13 protein-coding genes and 1 pseudogene are annotated in these 13178 nt (G+C 71.2%); 9 read left to right on the plus strand and 5 right to left on the minus strand.

What is annotated here, in order from left to right:
• The first annotated feature begins 19 nt into the window (after positions 1 to 19).
• Complete coding sequence (locus tag BFN33_RS26025) at positions 20 to 592, plus strand: transglutaminase family protein (protein WP_069762569.1); 573 nt, start codon at positions 20 to 22, stop codon at positions 590 to 592.
• A pseudogene (locus BFN33_RS54570) lies at positions 565 to 980 on the plus strand (cytoplasmic protein); the annotation flags it as partial. The gene BFN33_RS26025 and the pseudogene BFN33_RS54570, both read left to right, overlap by 28 nt.
• 18 nt (positions 981 to 998) lie before the next feature.
• Here BFN33_RS54570 and BFN33_RS26030 read toward each other — a convergent pair.
• Both BFN33_RS26030 and BFN33_RS26035 read right to left on the minus strand, forming a co-directional pair.
• Positions 999 to 1727, minus strand: coding sequence for a 1-acyl-sn-glycerol-3-phosphate acyltransferase (locus BFN33_RS26030; RefSeq protein WP_057609733.1), 729 nt, complete (start codon positions 1725 to 1727; stop codon positions 999 to 1001).
• A gap of 183 nt (positions 1728 to 1910) precedes the next feature.
• The gene (locus tag BFN33_RS26035) at positions 1911 to 2327 is read right to left on the minus strand and encodes a DUF4395 domain-containing protein (RefSeq protein ID WP_069762570.1); all 417 of its coding nucleotides are present in this window, start codon (positions 2325 to 2327) and stop codon (positions 1911 to 1913) included.
• Between the two features lie 74 nt (positions 2328 to 2401).
• On the opposite strand from BFN33_RS26035, the gene BFN33_RS26040 reads away from it, so the two are divergent.
• The 4 genes from BFN33_RS26040 to BFN33_RS26055 all read left to right on the plus strand — a co-directional run bounded on the left by BFN33_RS26040 (position 2402) and on the right by BFN33_RS26055 (position 5583).
• Entirely contained in the window at positions 2402 to 2815 is a 414-nt protein-coding gene (locus BFN33_RS26040; protein ID WP_069762628.1) for a thioredoxin family protein, read from the plus strand.
• Positions 2816 to 3023: 208 nt separating this feature from the next.
• Positions 3024 to 3533 (plus strand): flavin reductase family protein, encoded by a 510-nt coding sequence (locus BFN33_RS26045; protein WP_069762571.1) that lies wholly within the window; start codon positions 3024 to 3026, stop codon positions 3531 to 3533.
• A 226-nt stretch (positions 3534 to 3759) separates the two neighbouring features.
• Positions 3760 to 4548, plus strand: a complete 789-nt coding sequence (locus BFN33_RS26050; RefSeq protein WP_069762572.1) for an electron transfer flavoprotein subunit beta/FixA family protein — start codon at positions 3760 to 3762, stop codon at positions 4546 to 4548.
• 72 nt (positions 4549 to 4620) lie between these two features.
• On the plus strand, positions 4621 to 5583 hold the full coding sequence (locus BFN33_RS26055) for an electron transfer flavoprotein subunit alpha/FixB family protein (RefSeq protein ID WP_069762573.1): 963 nt from the start codon (positions 4621 to 4623) through the stop codon (positions 5581 to 5583).
• Positions 5584 to 5641: 58 nt separating this feature from the next.
• Here BFN33_RS26055 and BFN33_RS26060 read toward each other — a convergent pair whose 3' ends face one another.
• Positions 5642 to 6505: an endonuclease/exonuclease/phosphatase family protein gene (locus tag BFN33_RS26060; protein WP_370743318.1), complete on the minus strand. Its 864-nt coding sequence runs from the start codon at positions 6503 to 6505 to the stop codon at positions 5642 to 5644.
• Positions 6506 to 6725: 220 nt separating this feature from the next.
• Here BFN33_RS26060 and BFN33_RS26065 point away from each other — a divergent pair, with 220 nt between their 5' ends.
• A complete protein-coding gene (locus tag BFN33_RS26065) occupies positions 6726 to 8030 on the plus strand; it encodes an aldolase/citrate lyase family protein (RefSeq protein WP_069762575.1) in 1305 nt (434 codons plus the stop codon).
• Positions 8031 to 8148: 118 nt separating this feature from the next.
• Complete coding sequence (locus BFN33_RS26070) at positions 8149 to 10230, plus strand: serine/threonine-protein kinase (RefSeq protein WP_069762576.1); 2082 nt, start codon at positions 8149 to 8151, stop codon at positions 10228 to 10230.
• On the opposite strand, the gene BFN33_RS26075 is transcribed toward BFN33_RS26070, so the two are convergent.
• Both BFN33_RS26075 and BFN33_RS26080 read right to left on the minus strand, forming a co-directional pair.
• Positions 10176 to 10976, minus strand: coding sequence for a hypothetical protein (locus tag BFN33_RS26075; protein WP_069762577.1), 801 nt, complete (start codon positions 10974 to 10976; stop codon positions 10176 to 10178). The two genes, BFN33_RS26070 and BFN33_RS26075, sit on opposite strands and share 55 nt — an antisense overlap.
• 6 nt (positions 10977 to 10982) lie before the next feature.
• Positions 10983 to 12032 (minus strand): LacI family DNA-binding transcriptional regulator, encoded by a 1050-nt coding sequence (locus BFN33_RS26080; protein ID WP_069762578.1) that lies wholly within the window; start codon positions 12030 to 12032, stop codon positions 10983 to 10985.
• 194 nt (positions 12033 to 12226) lie between these two features.
• On the opposite strand from BFN33_RS26080, the gene BFN33_RS26085 reads away from it, so the two are divergent.
• Positions 12227 to 13177: an ROK family protein gene (locus BFN33_RS26085; protein WP_069762579.1), complete on the plus strand. Its 951-nt coding sequence runs from the start codon at positions 12227 to 12229 to the stop codon at positions 13175 to 13177.
• Position 13178 lies beyond the last annotated feature (1 nt).

Below are 13178 nucleotides of genomic sequence, written 5' to 3' on the forward strand. Positions count from 1 at the left end.
TTTTCTATGCTCTGCGGGCATGGAGCTGATCCAGAACACCCCTGACCTTTCCGCATACCTGGCCGCTGACGACGTCATCGACCACGACCACCCGGTCGTCCGAGAGGTGGCCACCCGTCTCGCCAAGGAGGCGGCCGACTCGTATGCCTATGCACGGCTGGCCTTCGAGTTCGTCCGCGACACCATCCCGCACTCCCAGGACTCCGGCGATCTCCGCGTCACCTGGCGGGCCTCCGACGTCCTGGAGCAGGGCACCGGCATCTGCTACGCCAAGGCCCACGCGCTGGCCGCCCTGCTGCGCGCCGAGGACATCCCGACCGCACTCTGCTACCAGAAGTTCGACGTGGTGCACGGCCTGGTCGCCGTGCGGTTCAACGGCGCCTGGCACCGCCAGGACCCCCGGGGCAACAAGCCCGGAGTGGACGCCCAGTTCTCCCTCGACGGCGAGCGGTTGGCCTTCACGTCCGACCCGGAGTCCAAGGAGATGGACTACCCGGTCCTCTACGCGAAACCGCACCCCGCCGTCCTGAGCGTCCTGAAGGCCGCCCCCGACCGGCCCTACCTCTGGAAAACGCTCCCCGCCGCACTCTGAGGCGCTTCGCCACCGAGGCCCATGGACTCGTCAACGGGCCCAGCTTCGAAGCCGGTTCGGCACTGCTCGACGAGGCGGCCCGCCGTCTCGCCGTACGTCTGGACGGGCGCGTCCCGCACGAGGACCCGCACATGGCGGCCTGACGGGAGGTCTACACGGCGTTCGGCTCGAAGCTGTCACGCACCCGCAACTCGGTGGAGGCACTGGCGAAGAGGGCCTCGTCGGACGCGGCCCTGCCCCGCATCAACCTCCTGGTCGACCTCTGCAACGCCCGGCGTCGCGCACCTCGTCCCCGTCGGCGGTCAGGTGATCCGGCGGAACGAGGAAGGGGTGACCTGTCGCCGCTGGAACTGGCGCCAGGGCCCCCCGCACTCGGCTCACCGAGGAGGCTCGCCGACACGGGCCACTACCGAGCGTCGGCCTCGCGCACCTGCTCGGGTGTGGGCGCCGTACCCCCGAGATGCGCCGGCATCCACCACGTGTCGTCCGGCCCCTTGGGGCGCACGGGGTAGGCCCGCTGGGCCGCTTCCAGCAACTCGTTGACCCGCTCGCGCACTTGCCGCGTGATGGCACCGGCGTACTTGTCCCGAGAAGCCTCGATCGCCTCGCCCACCCTCATGGTGATCGGGATGTGGCTGCGCTTGAAGTTGCGGGGGTGCCCCTTGGTCCACAGTCGCTGCGTACCCCAGACGGCCATCGGGATCAGGGGGACACCCGCTTCCTGCGCCATCCGCGCCGCACCCGACTTGAAGCTCTTCAGCGTGAAGGACTGCGAGATGGTCGCCTCCGGGAAGACCCCGACGATCTCGCCCGACCGCAGCGACTCCAGGGCATGGGCGTAGGCCGTCTCGCCCTGCGTGCGGTCGACCGGGATGTGCTTCATCCCGCGCATCAGCGGACCGGACACCTTGTGGCGGAAAACGGACTCCTTCGCCATGAAGCGCACGAGACGCTTCTGCGGGAGCGCCGCCAGGCCGTTGAAGACGAAGTCCAGGTAGCTGATGTGGTTGCTCACCAGCACGGCACCGCCCGAGCGCGGGATGTTCTCCGAACCCCGGCAGTCGATCTTGAGGTCCCAGGCCTTGAACAGCGCCTGAGCGAATCCGACGACGGGACGGTAGACAAGCTCTGCCATGGGCGGGGTGAGCCCTTCCTGCTCTGCCTGGGAAGTTCCCGGCATTAAGTTACGCAGCCGTAGGTTTACGGCATCTCGCAGATCGTGCCCCAAGAACGGGCGGGGAGCCAGTCTTGGTGCCCGCCCGGCGAGAGATTCTCGTCACGTCCCTCCAGTGATCCACCTTGGGCTTTTAAGCCTCCTTTACTCCGCGCGTACCGTCACCCGCCGCACGAGCAGGTACATCTCGCAACCCAGGCAGTACCCGAACGTGGCGTTCAGGAAGGCGGCCGCGAGTGCCGCCGCGGTCGCGGCGAGCCCGAGCCACTCCGCTCCGATCCCGTAGCCCACGAGTCCCAGAACCGCGAAGGCGAGCCCCACCGCCTGCGCGAACCGCGGCGGTTCCGGCGCCTCGAACTCGGTCGGCGGCCCGATCCGAGGGCGAATGGCCTTACGGAACAGCCAGCCGTACGGCGAGCGGCCCACCCCGCCCGCCGCGCCCAGGGCGAACGCCAGCGTCTGCCAGGCCAGCAGCCAGACGCTGCCCGTGATCAGAACGGCCGCCAGTACGACCGTCGTCACGGCCGCGCCGAAGCGCGGCCCTCTTGCATCGATGTCCATGAATCAAGCATTCCGCAACGGGGAGACTTGGGGGAGTCGGGAATCTTTGCAGTCTCGTGAATGCTGTGCAGGTGATGACCGGACTTGTGGTGTGCGTGGTGGTGCTCGCGGCGGCGAGCGCCTATGGGGTGCTGCAGCGGCGGCGGAGCGGGAGAGTGCGGGTGCGCGGGCGCGACGACGGCAAGAGGCTCGGCGCGGCCGAGTTGGGCGAGGAACTCGGCGAACGCGCCACGCTCGTCCAGTTCTCCAGCGCCTTCTGCGCGCCCTGCCGGGCGACCCGACGGGTGTTGGGCGAGGTCGCCGGCATGGTCCCGGGCGTGGCCCATGTCGAGATCGACGCCGAGAAGAACCTCGAACTGGTCCGCGAACTCGACATCCTCAAGACGCCGACCGTACTGGTCCTCGACGCCGACGGCCGGGTCGTACGGCGGGCCACCGGCCAGCCGCGCAAGGCGGACGTCATCGCGGCGGTCGGAGAGGCGGTTTGACGCGGGATGCGCCCACGGTGAGGCATCTCCCAGATGCCGGAACGAACTTGACTGCGCACCACACCTATCGTCAGCCTGACCGTATGCCTACGGAACTCCTTCTGTTCGGGCGGGTCCACGTCGACCTCGCCCGCACCGCGAGCGCTCGCTGTCCGGCTTGTTGAGCACCCACGGTCCAGCTCGACACTCCTCGCAGAAGGACATCCCCATGACGGCCACGCCCGACCTCGGCGCCCCCCGACTCGCCTCTCCCGACCTCCTGCGCTCCGTCTTCCGGCAGCACGCGGCAGGCGTCGCCGTGATCACCGCGAGCGGTGACGCCGGCCCGGTCGGCTTCACCGCCACGTCCCTCGCCTCGGTCTCCGCCGAACCCCCGATGCTCTCCTTCGGGATCGGCACGGGCGCCTCCAGCTGGCCCGTGATATCCCGGGCCGAGCATGTCGGCGTCCACATACTCGGCGAGCACCAGGAGGACCTGGCGGCCACCTTCGCCCGCAGCGGTGCCGACCGCTTCGGTGCGCCCACCGCCTGGCGCGAGGGGCCCGAGGGAGTGCCCGTCCTCGACGACGTCCTTGCCTGGCTGGTGTGCCGGGTGGTCGCGCGCGTGCCCGCCGGGGACCACCGCGTCGTGCTGGCCGAGGTGCGGCTCGGCGACCCCGACGGCGCCGGCCGACCGCTGCTCTACCAACAGGGCCGGTTCAACGGCCTGCGCGACTGATCGGCTCACCGGCCCTTCCGCCGTGGTGCGCGGCCGTCGAGTTCCGATTACGCTGCGTTGCGAAGGTCACAGTTCAAAGCGCTTGCTTAGCGGGCAGGAACTGGATGTACTGGTGAGTAATATTGCGGTCGGAACGCAGCCCGCCCCGACCGGGATCGGCCGCTTGGGGCGCCTATGCTGCCTGCAAGAGGCAGCCGAAAAATGACGATGCAGTAGGAGAGCCGGCGTGAGCTTGAGGATCGTTGTCACTGTGAAGTACGTGCCCGACGCCACCGGCGACCGGCACTTCGCCGATGACCTGACCGTCGACCGGGACGACGTGGACGGTCTGCTCTCCGAGCTCGATGAGTACGCGGTCGAGCAGGCGCTGCAGATCTCCGAGAACTCCGACGACGACGCCGAGGTCACGGTCCTGACCGTGGGTCCCGAGGATGCCAAGGACGCGCTGCGCAAGGCGCTGTCGATGGGCGCCGACAAGGCGATCCACGTGGAGGACGACGACCTGCACGGCACCGATGCCCTGGGCACCTCGCTGGTGCTGGCCAAGGCGATCGAGAAGGCCGGCTACGACCTGGTGATCTCCGGTATGGCCTCCACCGACGGCACGATGGGTGTGGTCCCGGCGCTGCTGGCCGAGCGTCTGGGTGTGCCGCAGGTGACGCTGCTGTCCGAGGTCTCGGTCGAGGACGGCACGGTCAAGGGCCGCCGCGACGGTGATGCCGCCTCCGAGCAGCTGGAGGCCTCGCTGCCGGCGGTGGTGTCGGTGACCGACCAGTCGGGCGAGGCGCGTTACCCGTCCTTCAAGGGCATCATGGCGGCGAAGAAGAAGCCGGTTCAGTCCTGGGACCTGTCCGACCTGGACCTGGAGGCCGAGCAGGTCGGCCTGGAGGGCTCCTACACCACGGTCGACTCCGCAGCCCAGCGTCCCGCCCGCACCGCGGGCACGATCGTCAAGGACGAGGGCGAGGGCGGCAAGCAGCTCGCCGAGTTCCTCGCGAGCCAGAAGTTCATCTAAGGGTCACTGGCCCGCTGAGGCTCAACCCCGTACCGCCCCCTCAGACTTCGCAATCCGCAGGAGAGCATTCCCATGGCTGAAGTTCTCGTCTATGTCGATCACGTGGACGGTGCCGTCCGCAAGCCCACCCTGGAGCTGCTGACCCTGGCCCGCCGTGTCGGCGAGCCGGTCGCCGTCGCGCTGGGTGCCGGTGCCGGTGACACCGCCGCCGTGCTGGGCGAGCACGGCGCCGTGCGTCTCCTGACCCACGACGCCTCCGAGTACGCCGACTACCTGGTCGTGCCCAAGGTCGACGCGCTGCAGGCGGCCGTCGAGGCCGTCTCCCCGGCCGCCGTGCTGGTGCCGTCCTCCGCCGAGGGCAAGGAGATCGCCGCCCGCCTCGCGCTGCGCATCGGCTCCGGCATCATCACCGACGCCGTCGACCTGGAAGCCGGCGAGGCCGGCCCGGTGGCCACCCAGTCGGTGTTCGCCGCCTCCTTCACCACCAAGTCCCGCGTCGCCAAGGGCACCCCGGTCATCACCGTCAAGCCCAACTCCGCCGCGGTCGAGGCCGCCCCGGCCACCCCCGCGGTCTCGGAGCTGAGCGTGACGTTCTCCGCGCAGGCCACCGGCACCAAGGTCACCGGCCGTACCCCGCGCGAGTCGACCGGGCGTCCGGAGCTGACCGAGGCCGCGATCGTGGTCTCCGGCGGCCGCGGCGTCAACGGCTCCGAGAACTTCGCGATCATCGAGGCCCTGGCGGACTCCCTCGGCGCGGCCGTGGGCGCCTCCCGGGCCGCGGTGGACGCGGGCTGGTACCCGCACACCAACCAGGTCGGCCAGACCGGCAAGAGCGTCTCGCCGCAGCTGTACATCGCCAACGGCATCTCCGGCGCGATCCAGCACCGCGCCGGCATGCAGACCTCCAAGACCATCGTGGCGGTCAACAAGGACGCCGAGGCCCCGATCTTCGACCTCGTCGACTACGGCGTCGTCGGCGACCTCTTCGACGTCGTCCCCGCCCTCACCGAGGAGATCAACACCCGCAAGGGCTGATCCCGCTCCGGGCGAACGAGGCCCCCGTGACCGCCGACGCGGTCGCGGGGGCCTCGGCTCATCCCAGGGTGACAGTGGCCTGCACCGGCAGATGGTCGCTCGGGAACTGCCCGTTCATTTCGAAGGTGTTGATCGAGGCCCGGTGGACGGTGGTACCGGGCGAGGTGAGGATCCAGTCGATGCGGTCGCCGTCGGGGGTGAGGGGTTTGTAGCCGTGGAAGGTGGCGTACTGCTTGCCGCGTTCCGCGGCCGCGTCCCAGGTGTCGACGAGACCCGTGGCGAGCAGGATGTCGTACGCCGGGTTGTCGTGGGCCGCGGCGTTGAAGTCGCCGGTCACCACCACCGGTGACGAGGGGTCGAACTCGGCGATCTTCTGGGCGAGGAACTCGGCGGACCGCTCGCGGGCGTACTGGCCCACGTGGTCGAAGTGGGTGTTGAGGACGTGGAACTCCCGTCCGCCGACGGCCCGGTCACGGAAGCGGACCCATGTGACGATCCGGGGGAGCGCGCCACCCCAGGTGTTCGAGCCGATGACCCGGGGTGTGTCGGAGAGCCAGTACGTGTCGTGCTCGAGCGGGGCCAGGCGCCGGGTGTCGTAGAAGATCGCCGTGGACTCGTCGTGGCTGCCGCCCTCGCGGCCGGTGCCGATCCAGTCGTAGTGCGGTCCGAGGTCGGCGTGGATGTCGCGCAGCTGCTGGTACAGACCTTCCTGGGTGCCCATCAGGGTAGGGGCCTCCCGGCGTAACAGCCGGCGCATCACCGGGCGGCGGGCGGTCCAGCTGTTGGGTTCGGTGGTGCCGGCGAAGCGGAGATTGAACGTCATGACATCGAGTCGGCGGTTGGACGGTTTGGCGGCGGAGGCCGGCAGCGTGCCCATCAGCGGCACGGTGACGGCGGCGGCCATGGCGGTTCTGAGGCCCATACGACGCGTCATTCTGTGGGTGTCCGACATGTTGTTCCCTCCCGACGGGACAGGATGAATGTTCGAACCGGAGTGCGGTAGAGGGCGTAGGGGTTCTCGGCGTCTTGAATGAACGCGGTGGCTCATGCTGTGGACGGGGTGTTGACCGTCCGAAGGCTTCATGGATAACTTCGCTCTACGGATTGTTGATTCCGTAGAGCGGAAAACAGGAGGGTGTGGGATGGGCCAGGGCCAGCAGGAGCAGGTGGCGACGAGCCTCGCGGGTGCCGTCAGCGAGGAGATCAGCGCCTCCCTCGCGCCGGTCGACGCCGAACTGGAGCGCCGCTACCCCGGAGACCCCGGCACCCGCCAGCCCGTGCACACCGTCTACGTCCCCGGTGACGTCTTCGCCTCCGACACCATCCGCTCCTGGGGCGAGAAGGCCCTCGCCGCCCTCGACGAACACGCCCCGGACGCCGCGTCCTTCGCCGCCGTTCTCGGCCTCCGCGACGAACTGGCCGAACCCGTCTACGCGCGCGTGCGCGCCAAGCTGGAGCACGAGCCGATCGAGGATCTGCGCGTCGACTTCGAGGACGGCTACGGCCCGCGTCCGGACGCCGAGGAGGACGAGACGGCGGCCCGCGCGGCACGACTGATCGCCGAGGCGTACAAGAACGGCACGGCGGCCCCGTACATGGGCATCCGCATGAAGTGCATGGAGGCGGCCGTCCGGGACCGCGGCATCCGGACCCTCGATGTGTTCCTGACGGGTCTCATGGCGGCGGGGGGCCTGCCCGAGGGGCTGGTGCTGACGCTGCCGAAGGTGACCTACGCCGAGCAGGTCACCGCGTTCGTCCGGCTCCTGGAGTCCTTCGAGAAGGCGCACGGACTGGACTCGGGCCGACTCGGCTTCGAGATCCAGATCGAGACCAGCCAGTCCATCCTCGCCACTGACGGCACCGCCACCGTCGCCCGGATGATCCAGGCCGCCGAGGGCCGGGCCACCGGACTGCACTACGGCACCTTCGACTACAGCGCCTGTCTCGGCGTCTCCGCCGCCCACCAGGCGAGCGACCACCCCGCCGCCGACCACGCCAAGGCGATCATGCAGGTCGCGGCCGCGGGCACCGGCGTACGGGTCTCGGACGGCTCCACGAACGTCCTGCCGGTCGGCCCGACGGCGAAGGTCCACGACGCCTGGCGACTGCACTACGGCCTGACGCGCCGGGCGCTGGCCCGCGCCTATTACCAGGGCTGGGACATGCACCCCGGCCACATCCCCACCCGGTACGCGGCCGTGTTCGCCTTCTACCGAGAAGGCTTCGAGCAGGCTGCCGGCCGACTCGCCCGGTACGCGGGCCGGGTCGGCGGCGATGTCATGGACGAGCCCGCCACCGCCAAGGCGCTCAGCGGCTATCTGCTGCGCGGTCTCGACTGCGGCGCCCTCGACATCGCCGAGGTGGCCCGGCTGACGGGTCTGACCCGGGCCGACCTGGAGGGGTACGCGACGCCCCGGCGCGGTGACCTGACCGTCTCCACGAAGTAGTACGAAGGAGGCGGAGACGTAGCGGGCCTGTCACGGTCGCAACCACCGGCTGAAGTCGTCACCCCTGCCCCGTAGTCTGTACGGCACTCATTGACGTGTTCACAGGAACGGGGCAGCGGTGTCTTCGGGGGAGACCAACGGAAAGGGCCAGGACGACGCCGGTCGGCTGCTGGCCGGGCGTTATCGTGTCGTGGCCCAGCTCGGTCGCGGCGGCATGGGTGTGGTCTGGCGGGCCGTCGACGAGGTCCTCGGCCGTGAGGTCGCCGTCAAGGAACTGCGCACCTACACCGACGCCGACGGCCCCGAACTCGCGGATTTGCGGCTGCGGATGCAGCGCGAGGCCCGTGCGGCGGCCCGGGTCCGGCATCCCGGCGTCGTCGCGGTGCACGACGTGGCCGAGGTCGACGGGCGTCCGCTGATCGTTATGGAGCTGGTCGACGGGCCGTCCCTGGACGCCGTGCTGCGCAAGAGCGGCCCCCTCGACCCACGTGAGGCGGCCGGTATCGGCGCCAAGGTCATGGACGCCCTGGCCGCCGCCCACGAAGCCGGCGTGCTGCACCGGGACGTCAAGCCCGGCAACATCCTGCTCGACCGCTCGGGCCGCGTCCTGCTGACCGACTTCGGCATCGCCACCATGGACGATCCGGGCGACGGCTCGGCCACGAACCTCACCCGCACCGGCCATCTCGTCGGTTCCCTGGACTACATGGCCCCCGAGCGCGCCCAGGGTGCCGATCCGGGACCGGCCTCCGACGTGTGGGGCCTCGGCGCCACGCTGTACGCGGCGGTCGAGGGAGCCTCGCCGTTCCGCCGTACCTCGACCTTCTCCACCCTCACGGCGATCGTCGGCGAACCGCTGCCCGAGTCCCACCGGGCCGGCCCCCTCGGCCCGGTTCTCCAGCGCCTGCTGGACAAGCGCCCCGAGGCACGCCCGGGGGCCGGGGAGGCGCGCGAGCTGCTGCAGGCGGTGGCGGACGGGGCCGGCCCGGACAGCCCCACGACGACCTTGCGGGGTACGGCGGGTTCGGCGGGGCGGGCCGAGAGGGCGCCCGACGTTCCGGTGGCGCCGGTGGCATCGTCAGGTCTTGGGCCGACGGATCCGACGAGGCCGGGGGCGGTGCCGGGGGCTGAGCGGGACCAGGGTCCAGGTGAGCATGAATCTGCGGGGACGGTGGCGGCGCAGCCGACCGCGCGCGAGGCGGCGGCAGAGCCCGGGACTCCCGGGCATGGCACACCGGGTGCTGCGGGGCAGGTCGAGGCCGCGGCGTCGTGGTGGGTGGCGTCCGCCGGTCAGGACGGTGCTCCCGGACAGGCCGGTCTCCCGGGGCCGGGTCCCGGGGCGCCCACCTCTCAGCACGGTGGTCCGGGGCAACCCGGGCCCTCGGAACACGGCGCCGGAGCGTTCGTCGCCGCTCCGGGACAGCCAGGGTCCCCGGCTTACGGGCACGGCGCGCCCGGGCCCCACGACCCGCTCGCGACGGGCCCCATGACCGCCGCGCCCCCACCCCGCCGCAAGGGCCGCGTCCTGCTCGTCGCCGCGGCCGTCACCGTCGTTCTCGCGGTGGCCGGAACAGCGGTCGCCGTGCTGAACAACTCGGGTGACGCCGAGGCCGACGCCCGTCCCACCCCGACCGCCCCCCTGGCGACGGCCTCCACGTCCGCCCGCACCGACGCCGACCGGTCCAGCAGTCCCGAGCCCACGGACGGGGACGGCAAGAAGACCCCGAGCGCGAAGGAGACGTCCGGCGACGGCGGGGGCTCCAAGCCCACGAGCCGGGCCTCCGCGTCCGACACGGCCGACTCCTCCGGCGGTGGCACCTCAGGGGGCGACGACTCGGACGGTTCCTCCGGCGGTAGCGGCTCGGGTGGCAGTGGCAGTGGCAGCGGCCCCGGGGACGACGGCGCCGACACCCCGGCCCCGGCCTGCACCGCCATCGGAGGCGGCAAGTACAACTGCACCCTCTGGAAGACCGCCACGTCCTACACCGCCTCCGGTGCCCAGGCCGGTGTGCTCAACGCGGGCACCAACTACTTCTACTGTCAGTCGAACCTGGGTCGCCGCGAGACGTCCGGCGAGTGGACCAACGTGTGGTGGGCGAAGACGGACGACGACAGCGGCAACACCGGCGTCTACGTCAGCGACGTCTACGTCAAGGGCGGGAACAACGACGAGCCGGTGCCGGGACTCCCGGTCTGCTGAACGGTCACGTACCGCTCCAGGCCGGACTCCGTGACCCGCTTCTCGTCGGCGAACAGCCGGGTGCCCGCCGCGCACAGCTGCCGGTCGGCGCGGGCCCGTGCCACGAACTCCTCCGGTGTGACGCCGAACAGCGCCCGCAACCGGGCCGATCCCACGAGGAGTTCGGTCAGCAGCTCCCGCTGGCCGGGGTGGGTGCGCGCGACGCCGGTGCCGTCGTGCAGGACGCCGTGGCGGTTGACGTACGAGTGGACGCCCGGCAGGGTCACGCCGCCGGGCAGCTCGACCCGCACCTCGGGCGCGGGCAGCCAGGCGCGCCCGTAGTTGCCGTTCGGCAGCGGCACGCCCTCGCTCGCGTCGATGACGGCCAGTTGCTCGGCGTCCAGCCAGATGACGAACAACTCCCGTACGGCGTCCGGGGCGTGGAAGGGCGACGCCGACACGTATCCCATGCGGCTCACGTGCGCGGACACGCCCACGTCGACGCCGGTCACCCGTGTTTTCACCATCGGGATCGGCGAGGTGATCCCGAACTCGGCCATCTTGTGCCGCAGTTGGCCGGGACTGGCGTTGGAGCCGACCGCGAGGAGGGGAGCCCGCTCCTCGTGCACCAGCTGGTCGTGGGGCAGCGGCACCAGCCGGTCACCGTCGAGCAGCGCGGAGTCCGCCGGCCAGGCGCCGGGATACCGCAGCGGGTGATCGCGAGGTGCCTCGGCCAGGCCGAGGGTCTCCAGGGTGAAGGCGTCCACGGCTGCTCAGTCCGCCGGCGGCAGCTCGCCCGAGCCCCGGGTGATCAGTCGGGTCGGCAGTTCGATCCGCTCCGGTGTCAACAGTGTGCCGTCCAGCTGGCGGAAAAGCCGCTCGGCGGCGGTGCGTCCCAGTGTCGCCGCGTCCTGGGCGACGACCGTGACGCCCGGCTGCAGCAGATCGGCGAGTTCGATGTCGTCGAAGCCGACGAGGGCGACTCGGCGGGTGTGTTCGGCGAGGACTCGGACCACGGTGACCGTCACCCGGTTGTTGCCGGTGAAGATCGCGGTGACGGGGGAGGGCCCGGAGAGCATCCCCTCGGCCGCCCGGCGCACCCGCTCCGGGTCGGTGACGCCCAGCGACGTCCAGGCGTCCGCCACCTCGATGCCGGCGTCCTCCATGGCGGCCCGGTATCCGCGCAGCCGCTCGGCGGCCGTGTGGATACGGGGCATGTCGCCGATGAAGCCGATCCGCCGGTGGCCGTGGGCGATGAGGTGGGCCACGGCGTCGCGGGCACCGCCGAAGTTGTCGGAGAGGACGACGTCGGCATCGATCCGGCCCGCCGGACGGTCCACGAACACCGTGGCCACGCCCGCCTTCAGCTCCGGCTCCAGATAACGGTGGTCGTCACCGGCCGGGATGACCACGAGGCCGTCCACGCGCCGGGCGCACAATGCCAGCACCAGTTCCTGCTCGCGCTCCGGGTCCTCGGCGCTGGAGCCGTTGATGAGCAGGGCGCCGTTGGCCCGGGCCACCTCCTCCACCGCGCGGCTGAGGGGGCCGTAGAACGGGTCGGCGAGGTCCTCCAGGACCAGGCCGATGCTGGCGGTACGGCCCTTGCGCAGGACGCGCGCGCTGTCGTTGCGGCGGAAGCCGAGGGCCTCGATGGCCTCGCGCACCCGGTGCTCCGTCTCGGGCGTGACCCCCGGTTCGCCGTTGACCACACGGGAGACCGTCTTGAGCCCGACGCCGGCCCGCGCGGCCACGTCCTTCATGGTCGGACGGTTGCCGTACCGGGTCGTGGCGAGGCGGTCTGCTCGGCTGTGGGTGTCGGGCACGATAAGGCGTCCTGTCCTGTGGTCGACGGGGATGCGGCGGTCCATGATTTTGTATGAGGATGTGGCGTCGAGCATAGAGCCTGGACAACGTTGTCAGAACCGGGAGACACTGTCCACCGCAATTGTCGGCCTGCGCCCCACCGCGAGTCCGGCCTGTCCATTCCTCAAGGTTGAACCGGGGAGAACTGACACTGATGCACACCGACCTCGTGGCTGCGCTCGACATCGGCGGCACCAAGATCGCCGGAGCGCTGGTGGACGGCCACGGCCGGATCCTGCTCCGGGCGCAGCGGGCCACGCCCGCGCAGGAGGACGGCGACACCGTGATGCGTGCCGTCGAGGAGACCCTCGGCGAGCTTACGGACTCGCCGCTGTGGGGGCGCGCGGGTGCCCTCGGCATCGGCAGCGCGGGACCGGTGGACGCCTCCACCGGCACCGTGAGCCCGGTGAACGTGCCCGGCTGGCGTGACTATCCGCTGGTCAGCAGGGTCCGTGAGGCGGCCGGCGGGCTCCCCGTCGAGCTGATCGGCGACGGTGTGGCCATCACGGCGGCGGAGCACTGGCAGGGCGCCGCCCGCGGGCACGACAACGCGCTGTGCATGGTCGTGTCGACCGGTGTGGGAGGCGGTCTGGTGCTGAACGGCCAACTGCACGCCGGGCCCACCGGCAACGCCGGGCACATCGGGCACATCAGCGTCGACCTCGACGGCGACCCGTGCCCGTGCGGCTCGCGCGGCTGTGTGGAGCGCATAGCCAGCGGTCCGAACATCGCCCGGCGGGCGCTGGAGAACGGCTGGCGGCCCGGTCCCGACGGCGACACGTCCGCCGCCGCGGTGGCCGACGCGGCCCGGGGCGGTGATCCGGTCGCCGTGGCCTCCTTCCAGCGGGCCGCCCAGGCGCTCGCCGCCGGGATCGCCGCCACCGCGACCCTCGTCGAGATCGACATCGCCGTCATCGGCGGCGGGGTCGGCAAGGCGGGCGACGTCCTCTTCGAACCGCTGCGCAAGGCGCTGGGCGACTACGCGACCCTCTCCTTCGTCCAGCGCCTGACGATCGTGCCCGCGCAGATGGGCACGGACGCGGGGCTGGTGGGCGCGGCCGCGGCGGCGCTCGCGAGACAGGCGGACACCGCGGCGGCGGTCTGAC

The sequence above is a fragment of the Streptomyces sp. LUP47B genome (genome assembly GCF_001746295.1).
Lineage (GTDB): Bacteria > Actinomycetota > Actinomycetes > Streptomycetales > Streptomycetaceae > Streptomyces.